Below are 19109 nucleotides of genomic sequence, written 5' to 3' on the forward strand. Positions count from 1 at the left end.
TCGAAAATGTGTGATAGTCCAAAGAAAACACAAATGAATCGTCGAAACTTCCTTGGCAGTGCCCTGACAATCGGTGCCGGAACTTTTTTGTTCGATCCATTTCGTGCATTGACAGAAGGCATTGTCGACAATTTGATTTTGCAAGCTCACGCGGAAACGACAGGTACGCAAGGCAGTCGTAACTATGTGAATATTCAAATGTCAGGCGCACCTATTCGCTACCAATTTGACCAATGGTTAAGAACAGCGTCCAGTGACCCTGCCCTTGCCACAGTGTCGTCGACGAAAATGGTCAATCCGATGATCTGTAACGCATTCGAATGGAATTCATCAGGTGTGGCGACGCCGATTTATAAGACCACGACTTATCGTGGCATCATCGTTCCCATTTTATTTAGTCAAAACGTTTACAATTCCAAAGGACAAAAACGTCCGTTAACGGATCTTTTGAATCACATGCTTGTGGTTCGTGGCTTCGGTTCGGGTCTTGATGGTCATCAATTCAATATGTTGATGCAGCAACAACCGATCGGCGGTGTCGCAACGATCAACGCAGTCAGTGCTGAAAGTAACAAAATGACTTTCGATGCCATTCAGTGGCCTGATCGCGGCGGTAATAGCTCTTTCGTATCGCCGTCAGGAAAAGCGCAAAGTAAATTAACGGGCTCGACTCCCCTGTCAGCTTTGATGGAAGGTTTTGCAGCACCGGGAAACAAAGGCGCTTCCAATCTGAAGGCGAACTATAAAGATGCGATGGAGTTGGCGCAAGCACGCTTGAAAGCTTACTCACGCTCTGAAAACTCGGGGGCGAAAATCGTGGGTCAGAATCTGACGAACGCGACCGAAATGATGAAAAAAGGCGTGTCGAATTTAACAAGCTATTGGGCGGCAGCAGTTCCACGTTATAAAGCTGCGATTGAATCTTCGGTTCGCGAATCCAATCTTGCATACATCAGCGACAAAGTTTTGAAATCGTCTGAAAGTGCGCAATGGGCTGTCGGCACTGGCGACATTCTTAAAATTAGCAAAGAATTTGACGTTCGCACTGCCATTGAAAATGCAACGATTCAGAATCTTGCAGAAAGCTTGGCGCTTGCCGAATATATTTTGAAAGAAGGCTTAGCGGCTTCCATCGATGTGCGTTCTGATTCTTTGAATGGTCTTATGCTTCGTGGTGTTGGTGAAACAGCAGCCACAGCACGAAATTTAGGTCTTGATATGCATGCAACAGGCTCACCGATGGTGGTGCTTCTTGCAACAGCCTACTATCGCGGTTTGACTGCGGGTATTTTGGAATTGATGGATCAGTTGGGCCCAACTATCTGGGAAAACACCGTGGTGCAAGTTCAAGGTGACTTCGGTCGCACCGGCCGCACGAATGGCACTGGCAGTGACCACGGTTACAATCAGATGGTGACATCTGCATTCTCTGGCGCATTCAACAATGGTCCGATCGTTGTTGGTAATATCTCTTTGAACGGCCCGGGTACTAATTACGAAGGTACGCAAGGTGTGGGCGCTGCGATCAGTGGCTACAATCAAAAAGGTATTCCGACTCCGACAATGGCGGCTTCGACTGTGACAACTCTTTTAGGTGTTGATCACAATCCGTTCACGAACACGGCGGCTTCGCTTGTGAATTTATCGGGTGGCCAATTAAAAGCACTCGCAACACCGAAGATTGTGACTTAGGAGATTGCTGATGAAAAAAAGAATTTCCTTATCCGTTTTATTGTTACTTGGCGTAGTGACGACACAGTTCTATCAAAACTGTGCGCCGCTTGAACAAATGAATGATTTGGCGTCCATGAACTCGGCAAGTTCAGCGGACTCAGCCGCCGATGACACGGCTGTGGATTCTCCGGGTATTCACCCCGTCGAAGCTGCAACGAAAGTTTCAGCGCGCAAAGTACACGTTGTATCGAAAGATTATGTTGCAAGCATTTTCAGAGAAGTCTTTACGTCAACTGCAACACCCGTCACAAACCTTGATGCACTTATCGATAAATGGGTGACGTTCAAAGGGGCACAGTTCGGCGGTTCGTGCGATATGTATTCAAGCTTTTCGACAAGAGATTGCAACGGTTCGATTTCGAACACAGATCTTGGGTATTTTACTGACGACAATACTGTGCGCGAATCATTCCGTGTGCAAATGTGCGAAAACGTTTTAGGTGTGGATGCTGGTGTTTCAGCTGCACTTGAAAAAGTCAGTCTGACGATGGCGTCACCTATCAACCCAACGAATGTGGCGCTAGCTCACAGCTTGTTCTATCGTGGCAATCCGCCTGAAGAACTCACTGTGAATACGTTGATTGATTTAAACACGACTTTGACTGCTGCCAATGCGCCTTTAAAAGAGCGCTGGAGAGCCGTTTTAACCCAAGTTTGCGAATCCCCAGGCTGGCAGTTATTTTAGCTGACTGTGCTTCGGCTTCGCCGGGGCTTCACTGCCGAGTGTTGGCAAGTGTCTCATCTTTAGACAGCTGACCAAGAGTCAGCTCAAACAAGAGCCCGTTTCGGGCTCTTTCTTTTTGGAATCTCCTTTGCTTAAAAGGCAAACCCCCAACCCCTGAAGACATGGAGTTGGGCGCACTTTATTCGTGGGAGATAGCCGATGGTAGTACGTCGTTTAAACAAATCGACTTTATTACTTCCTTTGATGTTAACACTTCAAGGGTTCAATGCATTTGCGGGTGATGCAAATCCGCAGATTTCAAATCCTCATCTGCTATCCAAAGCGGTGCAGTTGCAAATCACTCCACGTGGAATGAAGTACTTCGACCAAAATCTTAGTAATATCCTGGGTAACATGGGTGTGAAGCTTGATGAAGGCTATTTCCCTGCAATGTCATGGAAAGCAGATAAGCCCATCAATCCTGACGATTATACTAAAGACAATCCAGAGATGGTTGCGACTTACAAACAAATCAAAGATATGTTGAGCACATGGCTTGTGGGTTTTTCTTTGAATCCGCACTTACCGACTGTGCAAATCGGTGAATCTGGTTATGTGGCGCAATTTTCTAAATTCGGTTTAGTGACGGATGAAGCTTTGATGCGCCAATTAGGCAAACGAGATGGTGCCGTGCTTGCCATTGAATTGGAAGTGAAGAAATTCACTCTTTCCTCTCAATCTATTATTGCGTGGGACTTAAATAATGAATTCCTAGGCAAAGCCGGTTTAGAAAACGTCACGCTTTCAATTGGTGACGGCACAACGCCACTCAAAATGCGTCTGCCATTTTATATTCGCATGAATGCCAGTGGCCAAATGGAATTCGAAGCGCTTGAACTTGAAAACAACTTGGATCAAACAGCGATTGCTTTCCAATATCAAAAGCTAATCATTCCAACTTTCGCAGTGGAAGTGAACGGTAAGAAATTCTATTTGAACACGCAAGAAGTCGACAAGCTTTTGACGAAACAAGCTCCGCTGTTGATTGAAAAAGTTCGTTCAAATTTAGGTGAGCTGACTCGCAAAACTTTGCCAGAGATGTTGAATCAAAAGGCCAAAGAGTTTTTGGCTGGTAACTTGGAGCAGATCCAAGACATGTCGCCTCCGGGTAAAGAAGCCAACGACAACCGCCCTGATTTTAAATGGGGCTTGCGTCTACAAAACATTAATTTGAATAAATCTCTGAATGTGGATGTGACGGCGTACGTAGAAGATACTTTGAACTCCAAAAGTGCTCCGCGCGCGATTGATAAATCACGTGGTGACGTTGCTTTGAATCTTCTGCCAATGGAGCAATATGACATCGCTTTGAGCCTGGATCGCTCGGTGATCAACCGTGTTTTGCAATTATCTTTTGAGAGAAAGAACTTCGAAAAAATCGAAAATGGCGGCGATGTCATGAAGTTGGTAGCCATGCCGACGATTGACTATGTAAAACCTCTAACGGACGTGGCTTTGAAACCACAAGAAACGTTCGTAAAACTGCACGTTTCCATCGAAAACAAGCCAGATTCAACGTTCTTGAAAGAGACGATTGTTTTGGACTTCGATATCGTTGCAAAACTAGCGCAAATGAAGGATAAGGACGGCCTGCAACTCATCCTTTACAAAATCGATGAAAACACGATGACGATGGATGAGAAATACCTTTCTACAGCCGGGAAACTTTTGAACGGCATCTGGAGAGGTAAAGTCTATGCTGGCATCCGCGAAGAACTTAAAAAGAAATGTGCGACTTGGGCCACGACTCAAGCAAACATTCCTGGTTCGTTGCCATTGCCACCGGAAGTTTTGGGCATGAAGCTCGACATCAATCGCCTGTTGATGGATTCCACGGGTCACTTAGTGATGTACTTGAATTACGCGAAAACAGGAGCGAAATAAAATGAGATCCCTCAAACTCATTATCATCAATGCACTTACTTTAATCATCGGCTTGGGTCTGATGAGTGGTTCAGTTTCGCAAAGAAACGCAGAAGCAGCACGCTTCGAAACTATTCCTTCAATCCAAGTGAATCGCCTTGGTAACTTGCGCGGTCAGTACCTTACAGTTTTATATGCCGTAGGTTCACGTCCGTTCATTTCTACAGACGCTTCACAAATCAACATCTCGCAAGTGAAAGAGTCGCGCACGGTGTACGTGACTTCAGACGCTGTGACATTGCCAGCAGTCCAAGTTGAAAAAGAAGGTTTCCGTCCTTCTTACAACATCGTGGTCTTCGTGGTTTCACCTCAATCGAATTATTCTTGGGTGAATGCTGACGGTTCAGTACCACAAGGTATCTCTGCAACAGGCAATCACATGAGCAGCAGCATTAGCAGCATCAACAAAACTGATGTTGATAGCTTCATCACTGCTCAAGGCGAAAACGCTGTCTTGAATGTTAACTTGAACTAGATGTTCACTAAGGAAGCGGCAGTGATGCCGCTTTCAAGGGCCCCGTGCAAAGTTCCCGCGAAACGCACACTCGTGTGTTCCCCTGCAAATAAGAATCTGCCACCATATTCTGGCTCTGCCGCCACACCTTTATAGCGCATATACTGATTCTTTTTAAAATACGCCATCGAACCTTCAACCCAGGTACGTTGACTCCAGTTCAATACTTGCGAAGTTAAAAGTTCCTGTTGTTTCACGTCTGAATAAATCAAACTTAAATCTTGAATCGCCAGTTGTGGAGCTCCACCACCCGTTTCCGCACCCGATTTACCCGCGCGCAAGTATGTCATCAGACCTTGCTGGCCGTCTTGGGCACGTCCCGAATCCCAGAATTTTTGCGATAAGAAGTCACCCGTGAAATTGCCGAGATTCGCTGGCGTTTTGCCATTCTTCTTTTTCCAAAAAGCTTCACTGAAAGCCAACACGCCTTTTGAATGAGTCGCATAATCTTGCGTCAGAATCGCTTCCTTCTTTAAACTTGAAAAACTCAGGTCTTGCAGACCACTCACTTGGCGAAGTTTCGAGAATGGAATTGTGCAGATCACATTTTTAGTCGTGTATTTTTCACTGCCATTCGGAGTTCTGAAAACCAAAGTGAAGACACCTTTTTTTTCTGACAGCTCTGTCAAAACATTGTTGGTCTTAACAAAGTAATCTGGAATAACGCCAGCGACACGACCGTACAATGTCGTCATCAAATTACTTAAGCCGCCCTCCATGCGATACGTTGGGCGCCCCGTTAGTAACGAACTGCCTTCAGAATCAATGGTTTCTAAAAAATGAATAGACGATTGCGACTCTGCATCGACACCGAATCTGGCAACCGCTTGAGCTTCGATTAGTTTCAGAACCAACGGATCGACTTCTGTCGACCAATTATTCAGAAGGTCTCTTAATGACAAGCTGTCATAGTAACTGGAACGCTCGTATTGCAGAGCATTCTTGTAAGTCAGAGTCACTTCTTGTTGGCGATACAAATCGGCAAGCACACGACGAATCGGTCCCTGCAGCGTCTTCATTTTGGCTTGAATATCTTTGGCGCGATAGATCTGTCCGTTGAACGAGAAGATCTGCGTTTCAAGACCACTTTGGGTTTTGATTTCGCGGACCGGCAGATTCAGTTCTTTTGCCAGAGCAAAAATAGTCTGATGAGACTCTTCAAAAAATTCTGCACCTAACTCCCCAACTGGGCCTGTTTCAGGAAAAAGACTGACCGTTTGCACTCGTCCGCCCACGCGTGCTGAGGCTTCAAAGATACGAAATGGAATTTTCTTCTTTTTTAAAGCGTATGCCGCTGCAAGTCCTGCGGCACCTGCTCCGATAATGATCACTTCATTCGAAAGATCGCGCTTATCGCCCATGAATAGGCGATCCAAACTTGCGCAGGCACCCAAAGCAAATGCGGAAGAACTCAGTGCAGAAATTTTTAAAAACTCGCGACGACTGAAAGTATTTTTTGCCATCAATGCCTCTGGGGAATAGGATGACAACACTTTGGAACAGAAGCAAATCAATCCGACAATTTTAGAGGGTATGTTGCAGGAATTGGCCGAAAAAAATTGGGCAGTTTCTAAGCAGATTTTTTCCAAAGACTACTGCCAAGCTCTTGCCCACGAGTGTCAAAATCTTGCCCTACAAGGACAATTGAATAAGGCCTCGATCGGCAAAGGTTCGACCAAGCAAATTCAAGGCGATGTGCGCGGGGATTTTATCCTGTGGCTTGATCAGCACCCGTTCTTGAATGCACTCGATGAGATTCGTCAGGAATTAAATCGCTTCTTTTTTTTAGGACTAAAACGAGTCGAAGCACACTTTGCTCTGTACCCGCCTGGTGCGGGATATGACAAACACATTGATAATCATCGCGGCGCCAACCACCGCAAGATTACTTTTGTGCTTTACTTAAATGAGAATTGGCAAAAGAGCCACGGCGGACAACTCAGCATTTTCAATCCAGAACAGGAACATGAGAAAATCGCTGAAGTAGAACCGACGCTTGGAACGCTGATCCTTTTCCGCAGCGACCTTTTCCCCCACCAAGTGGAAAAGAGTGCGGCGGATCGCATGAGTTTAACTGGTTGGTTTAGGGACGATGCATTATGAAATCGCTTTTTAAAGAGGTCATCTTTACCCGCTTTCACGCAAGACTTTTGATCTTGTTTTGTTCTTTTGCAGCTGCGGTTTTCGGTCTGGCGGGGCCCTTCTTTCAAAAAGAGTTCATCGACCAACTGACTCACGTGCAAACGAAATTGCACATCATCGAAGTGAGCACACCCCTGTGGTTTGTGGTCGGCGCCTTTGCCTGCATCTTACTAGCTCAAGCTTTTTCACAATTAACCAATTACTTGAGTGCGAAAGAAGCTTTGCACATGCAACGCGTGTTCGCGGAACGCTTGTATGAAAAAACATTGAACCTGCGAGTGGACACCATGAGCCATCGCCCGGTCGGGGAAATCGTTTCTCTTTATGCCACAGACGTTCAAGGTGCGACGGTGTTTCTGGATCAAACATTGCCGGCGGGGGCTTCAACACTCTTCCCGTTGATACTAGCTCCATTTGCGATTTCAATGCTTTTTGAGATTCCACTGTGGCCGACGGTCTTTGTGATGGTCGCAATCACAAGCCTTAATACGTTCATGGGACTTCGTCAGTCGAAGTTCTTTTTTAAATTTAAAATGCTGGCGGCAGAACGTATCGGACTTGTGAACGAGTGGATTCAAAATATTCGCACGATCCGCATTCTGGGTTGGATTCACCACTTTGAAAAAAATATTTTCGTAAAACGCGAAGTGGAAACTCGCAATCGTGTGATGATGGTGACAAACGGCCAGGTGATGAATGCGATTGCTTCATCGATCACGTTTATTTTGAATGTTGTCGCCCTTGCCAGCTTGGTGCTTTATTCGAAACAAACTTTATCTGGCGGCGAAGTTTTGGCGCTGTTGTGGATTGTGGGTATCTTCCTGACTCGTCCGTTCCGTCAAATGCCGTGGTTCTTTACTTTCGCATTCGATTCATGGACTTCATTGAAACGCCTGGAAGAGTTCTTTTCTGTGCGTAACAACCAAACTGAAAATCCCAACGACAACTTAGCGAAAATGCGTGCTCGTGACGAAGCTTACGCGTTGCAAGTGCGCGGCCTCAATTTAAAAATTGGTCAGCGCCATATTTTAAACGATATCAATTTGGATGTGGCTCACGGTGAATTTGTGGCCGTGGTTGGCGAAGTCGGTTCAGGCAAGTCGATGCTCTTGTTGTCACTGCTTCGTGAAACAGGTGCACGCTATGATTTCTATCACATCGGTGACAAGGATGCTTTAGCAATACCACCGGATGAAGTGCGCGGCTTTTTCTCATATGTTCCGCAAGAAGGTTTTATCATGAGTGCAAGTCTGCGTGAAAACGTCGCGTTCTTGTACGACATCGATCCAGATCGTGATCCGATGGTTGAAGAATCTTTGAAGCTTGCACAATTCGATCTAAGTACGGAACGCGTGGAAAAGGGTTTGAATACTGAAATTGGCGAACGGGGTGTGAACCTTTCCGGTGGTCAACGTCAGCGCGTCAGCCTTGCACGCGTGCATTTCCATCAAGCGCCCGTCTTGTTATTGGATGACTGCCTCAGTGCCGTTGACGTCGATACCGAACAAAAATTATTTGAGCAATTATTGTTAGGCGCGTGGGATAACCGCACGCGTTTATTGGTCACTCACCGTCTGAGTGCTCTTCACAAAGTGGATCGCATTTTGTTCATGGAAGAAGGACGTATCATCGACGAAGGCAGTTTCGAAGAGCTGCTCGCTCGCAATGCAAAGTTCCGCGAATACACGACAACTGTTGCGAAAGAAGCTGTAAAAACGGAGGTGCAAGGTGGCTAGTCGTAATCAAAATATCAAAACCTCGCAGCCCATTCGTCCAAAATATCTTTCTGATGGCGAAACCAAACGCGAAGGTGGATACAACAAAACGATCTACACGACTCTGCGTATGGCTTATGGCCCGTTCATCGTGCGCATTAGTTTGTGTCTTATTTTAGGCATCGTGGGTCGCGGTCTTTTGCTTGCGAACACCAACGTCATTGGTTATTGGGTTGACACTCTGGTTGGCAAAACGTCGCCGCTAACGGGTATGACGAATGCCCACATCGTGGCGCTGCTGATGACCATGGCCGTAACTGGTTTCGTCATGACTTTGATTTATCGCGTGGGCTTTTCGCGTCTGTCAGCGCAAGCTATTTCAAGTTTTTACGACGAAGTGACGTTACGCACGTCGCGCCTGCCGATGAGTTTCTTTGATAACACTCCGGCCGGTCGTATCATCACGCGTTTTTCCAGCGACTATGGTAACGTGTTCCGCTTGTTCGGTGGTCCCTTGGCCGAATTCTTGGCAATCATCTTTGATTTGATCATGATGGTGATCCTTATCACCTTGGCGAATCCGATTTATTTGTTATTCGTGATTTTTGTCGGCGTGATGAATTTTATCGTTTATAAATTGAATCAAACACGTCTTCGCCAGGCCCGCCGTGACCTTTCAGCCAGTCGTTCACCAAGTATTGCGCATTTCGCGGAAACGACTCAAGGTGCTAGCACGATTCGTTCGTTCCGTCGTCAAAGCTCGTTCACTGAACGCTTTGAAAGCTTGGATCGTTATTATTTGTCGCAACGTCTGTACACAACTCGTCAGATCATCAGCTTTTCATTCCAAATGAACAGCTTGAGTGCTTTCTTGTTGTTGGTCACAGGGATTTCTTCGTACTTCATGGTGGAAAAGGGCTGCGCAAGTATCGGCTCTGTGGGTGTGGCTTTCACATTCATCGCTCTTTCAGGGAATACCGTACAAATGTTCTTTGAGTGGCTAACACAATTTGAAGAAGCCATGATCGGGGTTGAGCGTTTGGATCAATACATGCGCATGGAGATGGAAAAAGGCAGTCATTTGCCGGCCTCCTCACATTTCGCGACTGGCCACCCCACTTATTCCGAATCGGTCGAAAAGTATCTGCACAATCGCCGTTTAACTGAAGACCGCAGTGCTTCCGTTGAGATTAAAGATCTGTGGTTCCGTTACCGCGACGATCTGCCATGGGTGATCAAGGGTTTGAATCTGCAAGTTCACGCGGGCGAGCGTTTAGGCATCGTGGGTCGCACGGGTTCGGGCAAATCCAGTTTGATCCAGGCATTATTCTATTTATATCCAATCGATAAGGGACAGATCTCTATCAATGGCCACTCGCCGAAATTGGCAGAGGCCGAACACGGTGTAGATCTGAATCTCTATCGCAAATCGATTGCCTTTATCGCCCAAGAACCGATTCTGTTCCAAGGAACTCTGCGCTCGAATTTGGATATTGAAGGTGAAATCCCTGAAGAAAAATTGCGCGCGGTCCTACAACAAGTGGGTCTGTTGGATTGGGTTCTTGCGCAACCGAACGGTCTCGATATGAGAATCGAAGAGCGCGGTAAAAATCTTTCATTGGGTGAGCGCCAATTATTATGTATGGCTCGCTGCCTTTTGCAGCAGTCCCCGATCGTTATTATGGATGAGGCAACGTCCTCTGTAGACCCGCAATCAGAGGAGATTTTGGTGAAAGCGACCGAGGAATTCTTCTCAGATCGCACTCAAATCATTATCGCGCATCGTTTGTCGACACTTGCTAAATGTGATCGTATTTTGTGGCTTCAAAATGGTGAGGTCGTTGCGTTGGGACCAACTGCTGAAGTTCTTCCGCGCTTTAAAAAAACAGAATTGGTCTAAAAAAAAGTTTGCGACTGCCGATTAATAGGAGTATTTCTTCAGCACACAAAAGTGAATATCAGCAACGTACTCTGATTGCTGTCAGAGTGTAGGAACAGCCTCCATAAAATGGGGGCCCAGACCGAAAGGGCGCGAGAGATGGAAGATAACAACCAAATCCTCGACGAGAAGCAAGATCAACAAGACTCTGTCCTAAGTTTGACGGATGAGTGGTCATCATTAACCCCTGAAGAGCGCCGCGAGAAGTTCAAAGAACTGCCCCGTACCGATGCTGAAGAGTTATTTCTTAATCTGAAGACCCATGACCAGGCCGAGCTTATTTCCGAAGCGTCTCACCTTGAGAAGCGCTCTTGGGTGCGTTTGCTTGCACCCGACGACGTGGCCGACTTGATTCAAGAAGTGGGTCTTGAAAGCAAAGACGAATTATTATCGCTCCTTGATCCGCAAACGAAACGCGAAGTGATCGCCCTGTTGGCTTATGCCGAAGACGCAGCCGGTGGTTTGATGAGCACGCGTTTCGTGCGCCTTCGTCCCGACATGACAGTCGATGAAGCGATCAGCTATTTGCGTATTCAAGCGAAGACTCATGTTGAATCGATTTATTATGCTTACGTTTTGGATTCAGACCAAAAACTATTGGGCGTAATTTCATTCCGCGAAGTGTTCTCCGCTGCACCGGGCACGAAGATCAACGATATCATGCACACTGAAATCATGAAGCTTCCGCCAGAGATGGACCAAGAGGAAATCGGTCGCATCTTTTCACAACATGATTTGATGGCCCTGCCCGTTGTTGATGAAGCCGGTATCATGAAAGGTATCGTTACATTCGACGACATCGCGCACGCGATTCAAGAAGAAGCCACAGAAGACATCCATAAACTGGGTGGTGTGGAAAGCTTGGATGCACCGTACATGAAAATCTCGATGATCGAGATGATCAAAAAGCGTGCGGGCTGGTTGTTGGTTCTTTTCTTGGGCGAGATGTTCACGGCAACAGCAATGGGCTACTTCCAAACAGAGATCGAACGCGCTGTCGTCTTGGCGTTGTTCATTCCATTAATTATCTCTTCTGGTGGTAACTCGGGTTCACAAGCATCGACATTGATTATTCGTGCGATGGCCTTGGGCGAGGTGCGCTTGCGTGACTGGTGGCGTGTTTTAGGTCGCGAGCTGCTTGCGGGTCTGGCACTGGGTGTGTGTTTGGGTCTTGTCGGTTTGTGCCGTATCTTGATCTGGCCAACGCGTGAATCATTGTATGGTCCTCACTATGTGCTTGTCGCTGTGACTGTGATGTTGAGTTTGATTGGTATCGTTCTGTGGGGAACAATTTCAGGTTCGATGCTGCCATTCTTACTTAAGAAAGTAGGCTTTGACCCGGCCAGCGCTTCGGCTCCGGCAGTTGCGACTCTTGTGGACGTAACAGGTTTAATTATTTACTTCAGCGTTGCCAGCGTGATCTTACACGGCGTGCTTTTGTAAACTGCCTTACAAATTTAAAAATAATGCGAAGGGCTCGGCTATACCGAGCCTTTCTTTTTTGAAACTTGCTCTCCCCTTCTGCGCCCTCTATTCCTGGTCTTCATTCACACTGAAAGGCCTGTATGAAAAATTTAATTCTTTTCTGTGCTCTCGTTTTATCTGCAACAACATCATTCGCTTATGAAATCAAAAGCAGCGACAAAGAGGCTGAAACAAACATCGCACGCGTTGTGCAGTTGTTTAATCTGGTGAATAAACCCCAATTAGTTGCAAACATCGTGGTCCGTGATAGTGGTGGCTCGACGGATCTTTCCCCGACTCAACAGGCCTTTTTCACTTTGTACGTGAAAGGTGAAATGTTCAGCACGGACGCCGCCTTCGATTTAGGTCCGGTCTTTGCTGTGAAGTCTGCAAAACGCATTGACGGTGGGATTTATGAAACAGTGGTTGAACGCTATGACTACGACGCCAATAAATTTCACGACGTGACTTTGCGAATTGATGCCGTCAAAGCGATCCGAGCTATTCAGGCGGTCGACTGTGGTGGCGACTTCGATTGCCCCGCATCGAATAATTTTGAAACGTCCATTTCAGTGACTGAAAAATAGTCACTTTATTGAACTTAAGGACCAGTTTGTAATCCCTCGATAAAACAACATCTCATTTTCCTTTCAATACTGAAACCCGCTGGATAAAATTATCGCTGGGGCTGGTTTAAGGAGGATGAGATGTTCAGAAATGTTAAGGCATTCGCAGCAACAGTATTGGTTATGGGCATCGGTAGCATTTCTTCTGCGGCTTCATTTACCCTCACAAAAGGTGCGGGCTATCAGATTGAACCGATCTATGGTTACGAAACTGTGTTTCGTGATTACCCAACGAACCATCTTACAACCCACATGATTTACGGTGCTCGTGTCAGCCTGGGCGTGGATTTGCTATCGGCAGAACTTGAATACACGAAATCATCCGATACCGAGGATTACTCCACAGCGCCAGAACAAATCAAGACTGACGATGAAAAGTTCAAATTAGGTATTCGTTCGACTTATCGTTTTAACAATTACTTTTTCATGACGGGCCGTGCAGGTGCTCAGGCGACAAAAGAAACTCGTACTGAAACTTCGGGTGGCGTGACTACCTCAGAAGAACAACCGATCAAATACAATCCCTATGCCGGAGCTTCTGCTGGGGTTCGTTTTGGTCCCATCTCGATCAACCTCAACTCCACTGTCGTGTTCCGCGATGGTTCTGATATGTCCAAAAACGATTATCAAAACACGTTCTCTGTGGGTATCGGCTACTAGGACGGTCTATTCTTTCGTCTTATAGACTTCCTGTAACGTGACAGCTCCTTAACAACAGGCCAATCTCGGAAAATGTTTTTTGAATCTTTCCTGAATTATGAAAAGCGTTTCCGCCCCGTCACATTTTTACTTATGGCGATCTTGCTATGTTATGCCGTGTGGTTGTCTTTTGCGATTGAAAGCACGGCAGATTCGCGCTTCGATTCGCTGCAACTGGCAGAGGAACTGCGCCACTCTTCTCGCGATCTTACAAAAAATGCTCGCGCTTATGTCGTCACTGGCGACATTCGTTATTACGATGACTACAAAAAAGTTTTGGCCACGCGTGACGGCAAGGTGGCTCGTCCCGATGGCAGAACTATTCCTTTGCAGACATTGATCAAAAATTCTGGCGTCACAAATAACGAGCTTGCGCTTCTCACAGAGGCACAAAAGTTATCGGACCAACTGAGTGCCGTTGAATTTACTTCGATGAACTTGGTGAAAGATAATCCTGGCCCAGCCTCAAGAGATGCGGCGACCAGAACCCTGTATGGTGTCGGCTATTCTCGTACGACGGAAGAAATTGTTTCGCCGATTGTGAATCTTGAAAACTCCATCAACATTCGTACGAAAGAGGAAATTGGAAAATCCAGCTTCCTCTTACGCACAGTTTTAGTTCTCGTTCTCGGCTTGCTGGCTCTTCTTAAGTTCGCAAGCTATGCCCTTCACAATAAAAGTAAAAACCAATTATAAAGACGGTGTTCTGCCACCATCGACAGGGACGTTGATACCTGTGATGTAAGAAGCCGCGGGACTTGCTAAGAATGCAATCGCTTCCGCAGCTTCGTTGGGCTCACCCACACGACCCATTGGAATTGCACCAGCGAATTTTGCTTCCGCTTCCTCTGCAGAGATATTTTGTTTCTGGGCACTGGCATCGCGAATGCTTTCAAAACGTCCCGTGCGAATATAACCCGGCAACATGTTGTTCACCGTAATACCGAATGGTGCAAGTTCCCCGGCCATTGTTTTTGCCCAGTTACCCATGGCGCCGCGAACCGTATTTGAAACACCCAAACCTGGAATCGGAGTTTTCACCGAGGTCGAAATGATATTGATAATGCGCCCGTATTTCGCAGCTTTCATCGACGGCACACAGGTTTGCATCAACAAATGACTTGCGATCAAGTGCGCATCCAACGGATTTTTAAACTCGCTGATAGAAGCTTCTAACAACGGACCGCCTTTAGGGCCGCCGGAGTTATTCACTAAAATAGTTGGCTTTTCATTCGCGATCGCAGGCAATACTTTTTGCAGTTCTTCGGTGTTACCAAGATCGACCACGAAATATTTGTGGCCTTGGCCTTTAAGCTCCGTCATTAACTGTTTTAATTTTTCTTCGTTACGCGCAAGAGCCACGATGCGCGCGCCTCGCTCTGCCATAAGCACGGCAGTCGCTTGTCCCATGCCTTGAGATGCGCCACATACCACTGCTGTTTTTCCAGTTAAATCCCATGAGTGCATAACATTCTCCAAAATAAAAAAGACCGTCTTGCGACGGCCTTTTTTTTACTTTGTAAAGATGCCTTCGCATCTAGAATGTTATGACTTAACTAGGTTCTGTGTCCATTGTTGGATCATAGCCAGAGTTCCTTGACGAGCATTGGCAAATTGGACGCCGTACGCTTGGTTTTGCTCGCTCCACACCACTTGACCTTGAACTTCGATCATCTCGTGTCCATCTGGGCTTGTGATGCGCATTGTGATGATGCCGCCTTTTTCCAACGCTTCTTCCGTGTTGAAAGACAGACCCCCTTGAGAGATCGTGTTCATAGATCCCACAAGCTCTTTATCACCAACCATCACACGGATTTGCGAACTCATACGGAAGCGCTCATGCTTACGTTGATGTTTCGGATCACGACGACGAAGGACAAACCATACAGCTAATGGTAAAGCCATTAAGCCCACCATCACACCTGCCATCGGTGTTGGACCTTGTCCATTACCCGGGCCATTGTGAATTGCTGTGGAGACCAAACCACAACCACCGGCACTTCCACCAGAATCACTTGCGACACCACGAAGTTGTGCTTTGTATTCCGGTTGATAAGAAGACACGGTTGCAACGGCATTTTTTGCATCGACAATCAACGCGTTCGCATTAATACGACCGCTTGTTGAAACTAAACCGTTATATGAACTGCGCACATCGACACTGTTCATCACGGCTTGTTTGAGCTGATAACCTGTCATGTTCGGCGCTTCACGTAAAGCCATCGCTGCCATACCGGCAACAAATGGTGCCGCCATACTTGTTCCATCCATATAACCATAAACGTCGCCAGGCAAAGTACTAAAGATACGCTCGCCCGGACTTGCAACGTGAACAAGGTTTGCACCGTAATTCGAAAAGTTTGAAAGAGTATCGTACTGTGAAGCCGAAGCCACTGCGATGTTACTTGGAACATCGTAGTTCGCGGGATACATCGGATAATCGCTTGAATCGTTATTCGTATGATAATTGCCAGCCGCTGTCACAATCAGTACTTGTTGATCGTAAGCGTAAGCCAAAGCCTCATGCAATGAACGCGAATAGTTCGGTCCACCCCATGAGTTATTAATCACTTTTGCGCCGTTATTAACAGCGTAATAAATCGCATTGATCGCTGCCGCTGTCGTTCCTGAACCGTTTGCATCCAAGAATTTCAAAGGCATGATTTGAATTGGCGATTCCTGCAAAGGACGCGCAAACATATTCTGCGCAACACCCGCAATAATACCCGCGACGTGAGTACCGTGATCGTCATCATCCAAAAAGTTATTCGTGTTTGAAATAAAGTTCCAACCACTGACGTCATCGACATAACCGTTTTGGTCATCATCCACGCCCGCTGTTCCGTTGTACTCGCGAGTGTTCACCCACAAGGCACCCGAACCACCATTGGCGACTGATTTAAAGAAAGTATGATTTTTATCAAGACCGGTATCAACGACTGCGACCACAACTTTATTTGTCGGACTTACAGGTGTGATTTGCGACCATGTCGAAGTCACGCCCACATTGATCGGAGCTTGGTGATAGAGGTTGTCGTTTTGAGCAATATTGTTAGTGAGCACTTCATTATACGTGTACGAACTTTGGTAAACGTATAGCTGCGCATTATTCGAAGAACTTGCGTCATCAACTTTAGTGAAGATGTAGTTCGGCTCTACGAACTCAACATCTGGGTCATTTTTGATGTCTTCAAGATTCTGAGCCTCGCCCGCCTGAGCTTTTAATGAAATATGGTACATGCCCATGCCGGCAAAAGCCTTCTGAACACTCGCCGATTTCATCGCAAGCTTGGTGCGCACCTTGGCAACGCTCGAACTTGATGATGTTGATTTGTACTTTACGATGAATTCACCTGGAACGGCCTGCGCGCTCTGCGCCAATGAAGACGCAGGAGCTGTAATAGAGAATATAAGACCTATTAGAAACCGTTTCACGGGTTCTCCTTTGATGACTATGTCTTTTCGGATACAAATAGAAGGGGGTTGAGGGGAAAAAGCGCCTCATTTTAAGACGACAATGCCTTGATGGCTTACCGTGAAACTGATATTTTTTAATAACGAAATGCCCCACAACTAGGACATCTAAGTATGAAACAGCTTCAGAAAATTTTCTTGCAAGGTCTTGTCACTTTCCTACCCGTCGCTTTAACGATTTATATCATCTATGCGGGTATCTCTATCGTCGACAGTCTCCTTGGAGATTCACTTCGCCTGATTATGCCGGTGTATATCCCTGGTCTAGGCTTCCTGCTTACAATTTTGCTTATCTTCCTTCTGGGCTTCTTGCTGAACAGCTTGGTGGCGGCGGGTGCTTTCCATAAACTTGAGCATCAACTTATGAAGGTTCCTTTCATTAAGGCGATCTATGGACCTCTTCGCGACTTGATGAACTTGTTTTCTAAAGGTGGTGGCGCAGGTCACGCGATGCAAACGGTTGTTTTCGTCGATATGGGCGAAACTGGTGTGCGCGCCTTGGGTCTTGTGACTCGTGAAAACTTCAAAGACATTCCTGCGATTGAAGCCAATGCGGGCGATCGTATCGCAGTTTATATTCCTATGAGCTATGGTCTGGGCGGATTTACTTTGATGGTTCCCCGCTCTAAAATTACTCCGTTAGATATGCCAATTGAAAAAGCGATGAGTCTAGCCATCACAGGCTGGGTCAAAGCTGAAAAGAACGACGAGGTTCCGTAAATGCCAGATTCCGCGCAAATGAATATTGAATGCAATACTGATACGACATTAGGTAAAGCTCTTCGCATCAATCAGGATCTTTCGCGTTACGGTGCTTTCGCAGAAATCGGTGCCGGTCAAGAAGTAGCTCGTCACTTCTTCCAAGCTGGCAAAGCTTCACAAACTATCGCAAAAACTATTTCTGCTTACGATATGATCGTAAGCGATGATATTTACGGTCGCGAAGCCAACGGTCGTTACGTGTGTGAATCACGCGTGCTCAAAATGTTGACTCACGAATATCGTCTGTTGGAAGAGCGTTTGACTTCACATCGCGGGAAACAATCGCGTTTCTTCTCTTTCGCCAACACAGTGGCGACAGCTTCAACCGGTGGTTCAAAACAATCGCATGGTTGGATGGGTGTGCGCTTCCAAAAAGAACCGGGTGCTCCTCACAATGATATTATCTTGCATGTGCGCATGTTGGATCGCTATCGCCTGCAACAACAAGAAGCTTTGGGCATCTTGGGTGTGAATCTTTTGAACTGCGCTTTCTATCACTCGGATACGGCTGAAGATTTCATTTCTTATTTGGTTGAAAATTTAAAAGACGGCCAAGTCGTGATCGACGTGATCAAATTCAACGGCCCGGATTTAAAACACTTTGATGCCCGTTTGATGAATTTGGAATTGGTGCGCAAAGGTTTGGCGGAAGCGATTCTGTTTTCACCGCAAAATGAAATCTTAAATGTGTCTGATGCTATTTACGGCAAGTCTTTGCTGATCCAACGTGGCACATTCCGTCCGTTGACGATCACGCACTTGGATGTTTTGCAAAAAGGACTTGTGCAAAGCCGCGAAGACATCATGCAAAGCGAAGGCAAAGAAATCCCTGTGCTTCCGATGATGGAAATCACGATGCAGAATTTGCAAGCCGATGGTCACATCAACGAGCGCGATTTCTTAGATCGCATCGAAACGATCACCAGCCTTGGCTTTCACGTTTTAATTTCTAATTTCACTTTGTTCTATTCATTGAAACGTTTTATTCGCAGATACAACCCGCATTTCTTGGCGTTGGTTGTTGCGGCTTCTTCTTTGGATAAGTTGTTTAAAGAAGAACACTACAGCGATCTTGAAGGTGGCCTTCTGGAAGGCCTTGGCAAATTGCTCGAACAAAAAACGAAACTTTACGTTTATCCACACAAAACACCGATGTTGTGTATGACTTCGAAAAGTTTCTTCCCGGTTCCACACTTGCGCCATATTTATTCGTATTTTACCGAGAATAAACAAATCGTCGACATCTCTGGTTGCGACGAAGCGGACGAATATCTGCACTCTAATGACGTGATGGATTTGCTCGAAAACGGTGATGCGAAATGGGAATCATTGGTTCCACCAAAAGTTCGCGATTTGATTAAAAGTAAAAAGCTTTTTGGCTTGAAGTAAGAAG

At 46.3% G+C, this 19109-nt stretch carries 16 protein-coding genes; 13 read left to right on the forward strand and 3 right to left on the reverse strand.

The genetic code is table 11. The features are described 5' to 3' along the window. Positions 1 to 6: 6 nt before the first annotated feature. The 4 genes from DOE51_RS12495 (at position 7) to DOE51_RS12510 (ending at position 4856) form a co-directional block, all read left to right on the forward strand. Positions 7 to 1692 (forward strand): DUF1501 domain-containing protein, encoded by a 1686-nt coding sequence (locus DOE51_RS12495; protein WP_210415528.1) that lies wholly within the window; start codon positions 7 to 9, stop codon positions 1690 to 1692. A 10-nt stretch (positions 1693 to 1702) separates the two neighbouring features. After that, positions 1703 to 2419: a hypothetical protein gene (locus DOE51_RS12500; protein WP_142696896.1), complete on the forward strand. Its 717-nt coding sequence runs from the start codon at positions 1703 to 1705 to the stop codon at positions 2417 to 2419. Positions 2420 to 2617: 198 nt separating this feature from the next. Continuing rightward, a complete protein-coding gene (locus DOE51_RS12505) occupies positions 2618 to 4342 on the forward strand; it encodes a DUF2785 domain-containing protein (protein ID WP_142696897.1) in 1725 nt (574 codons plus the stop codon). 1 nt (position 4343) lies between these two features. Then, positions 4344 to 4856 carry a hypothetical protein gene (locus DOE51_RS12510; protein ID WP_142696898.1) on the forward strand — a complete coding sequence of 171 codons (513 nt, stop codon included), beginning with the start codon at positions 4344 to 4346 and terminating at the stop codon, positions 4854 to 4856. On the opposite strand, the gene DOE51_RS12515 is transcribed toward DOE51_RS12510, so the two are convergent. Then, positions 4853 to 6358 carry an NAD(P)/FAD-dependent oxidoreductase gene (locus tag DOE51_RS12515; RefSeq protein ID WP_246845073.1) on the reverse strand — a complete coding sequence of 502 codons (1506 nt, stop codon included), beginning with the start codon at positions 6356 to 6358 and terminating at the stop codon, positions 4853 to 4855. The two genes, DOE51_RS12510 and DOE51_RS12515, sit on opposite strands and share 4 nt — an antisense overlap. A 31-nt stretch (positions 6359 to 6389) precedes the next feature. On the opposite strand from DOE51_RS12515, the gene DOE51_RS12520 reads away from it, so the two are divergent. From DOE51_RS12520 to DOE51_RS12550, 7 genes are all read left to right on the forward strand, one after another. Next, positions 6390 to 6998 carry a 2OG-Fe(II) oxygenase gene (locus tag DOE51_RS12520; RefSeq protein ID WP_142696900.1) on the forward strand — a complete coding sequence of 203 codons (609 nt, stop codon included), beginning with the start codon at positions 6390 to 6392 and terminating at the stop codon, positions 6996 to 6998. Then, positions 6995 to 8773: an ABC transporter ATP-binding protein gene (locus DOE51_RS12525; RefSeq protein WP_142696901.1), complete on the forward strand. Its 1779-nt coding sequence runs from the start codon at positions 6995 to 6997 to the stop codon at positions 8771 to 8773. Before DOE51_RS12520 ends, DOE51_RS12525 begins: the two co-directional genes overlap by 4 nt. Then, positions 8766 to 10652 (forward strand): ABC transporter ATP-binding protein, encoded by a 1887-nt coding sequence (locus DOE51_RS12530; RefSeq protein WP_246845074.1) that lies wholly within the window; start codon positions 8766 to 8768, stop codon positions 10650 to 10652. Before DOE51_RS12525 ends, DOE51_RS12530 begins: the two co-directional genes overlap by 8 nt. A gap of 138 nt (positions 10653 to 10790) precedes the next feature. After that, positions 10791 to 12134, forward strand: coding sequence for a magnesium transporter (gene mgtE, locus DOE51_RS12535; protein WP_142696902.1), 1344 nt, complete (start codon positions 10791 to 10793; stop codon positions 12132 to 12134). A gap of 122 nt (positions 12135 to 12256) precedes the next feature. Continuing rightward, a complete protein-coding gene (locus DOE51_RS12540) occupies positions 12257 to 12742 on the forward strand; it encodes a hypothetical protein (RefSeq protein WP_142696903.1) in 486 nt (161 codons plus the stop codon). A 120-nt stretch (positions 12743 to 12862) separates the two neighbouring features. Then, entirely contained in the window at positions 12863 to 13441 is a 579-nt protein-coding gene (locus DOE51_RS12545) for a hypothetical protein (RefSeq protein WP_142696904.1), read from the forward strand. 72 nt (positions 13442 to 13513) lie between these two features. Further along, complete coding sequence (locus DOE51_RS12550; protein ID WP_142696905.1) at positions 13514 to 14176, forward strand: hypothetical protein; 663 nt, start codon at positions 13514 to 13516, stop codon at positions 14174 to 14176. On the opposite strand, the gene DOE51_RS12555 is transcribed toward DOE51_RS12550, so the two are convergent. Together DOE51_RS12555 and DOE51_RS12560 are read right to left on the reverse strand one after the other, a co-directional pair. After that, positions 14171 to 14947 carry an SDR family oxidoreductase gene (locus tag DOE51_RS12555; protein ID WP_142696906.1) on the reverse strand — a complete coding sequence of 259 codons (777 nt, stop codon included), beginning with the start codon at positions 14945 to 14947 and terminating at the stop codon, positions 14171 to 14173. The two genes, DOE51_RS12550 and DOE51_RS12555, sit on opposite strands and share 6 nt — an antisense overlap. Positions 14948 to 15025: 78 nt before the next feature. After that, entirely contained in the window at positions 15026 to 16915 is a 1890-nt protein-coding gene (locus DOE51_RS12560) for a S8 family serine peptidase (RefSeq protein WP_142696907.1), read from the reverse strand. Between the two features lie 153 nt (positions 16916 to 17068). Here DOE51_RS12560 and DOE51_RS12565 point away from each other — a divergent pair, with 153 nt between their 5' ends. Next, positions 17069 to 17674 (forward strand): DUF502 domain-containing protein, encoded by a 606-nt coding sequence (locus DOE51_RS12565; protein ID WP_142696908.1) that lies wholly within the window; start codon positions 17069 to 17071, stop codon positions 17672 to 17674. After that, a complete protein-coding gene (locus tag DOE51_RS12570) occupies positions 17675 to 19105 on the forward strand; it encodes a hypothetical protein (protein ID WP_246845075.1) in 1431 nt (476 codons plus the stop codon). The last annotated feature ends 4 nt before the right edge of the window (positions 19106 to 19109 follow it).

The organism is Bdellovibrio sp. NC01 (assembly GCF_006874625.1).
In the GTDB taxonomy this organism is placed as follows: Bacteria; Bdellovibrionota; Bdellovibrionia; order Bdellovibrionales; family Bdellovibrionaceae; genus Bdellovibrio.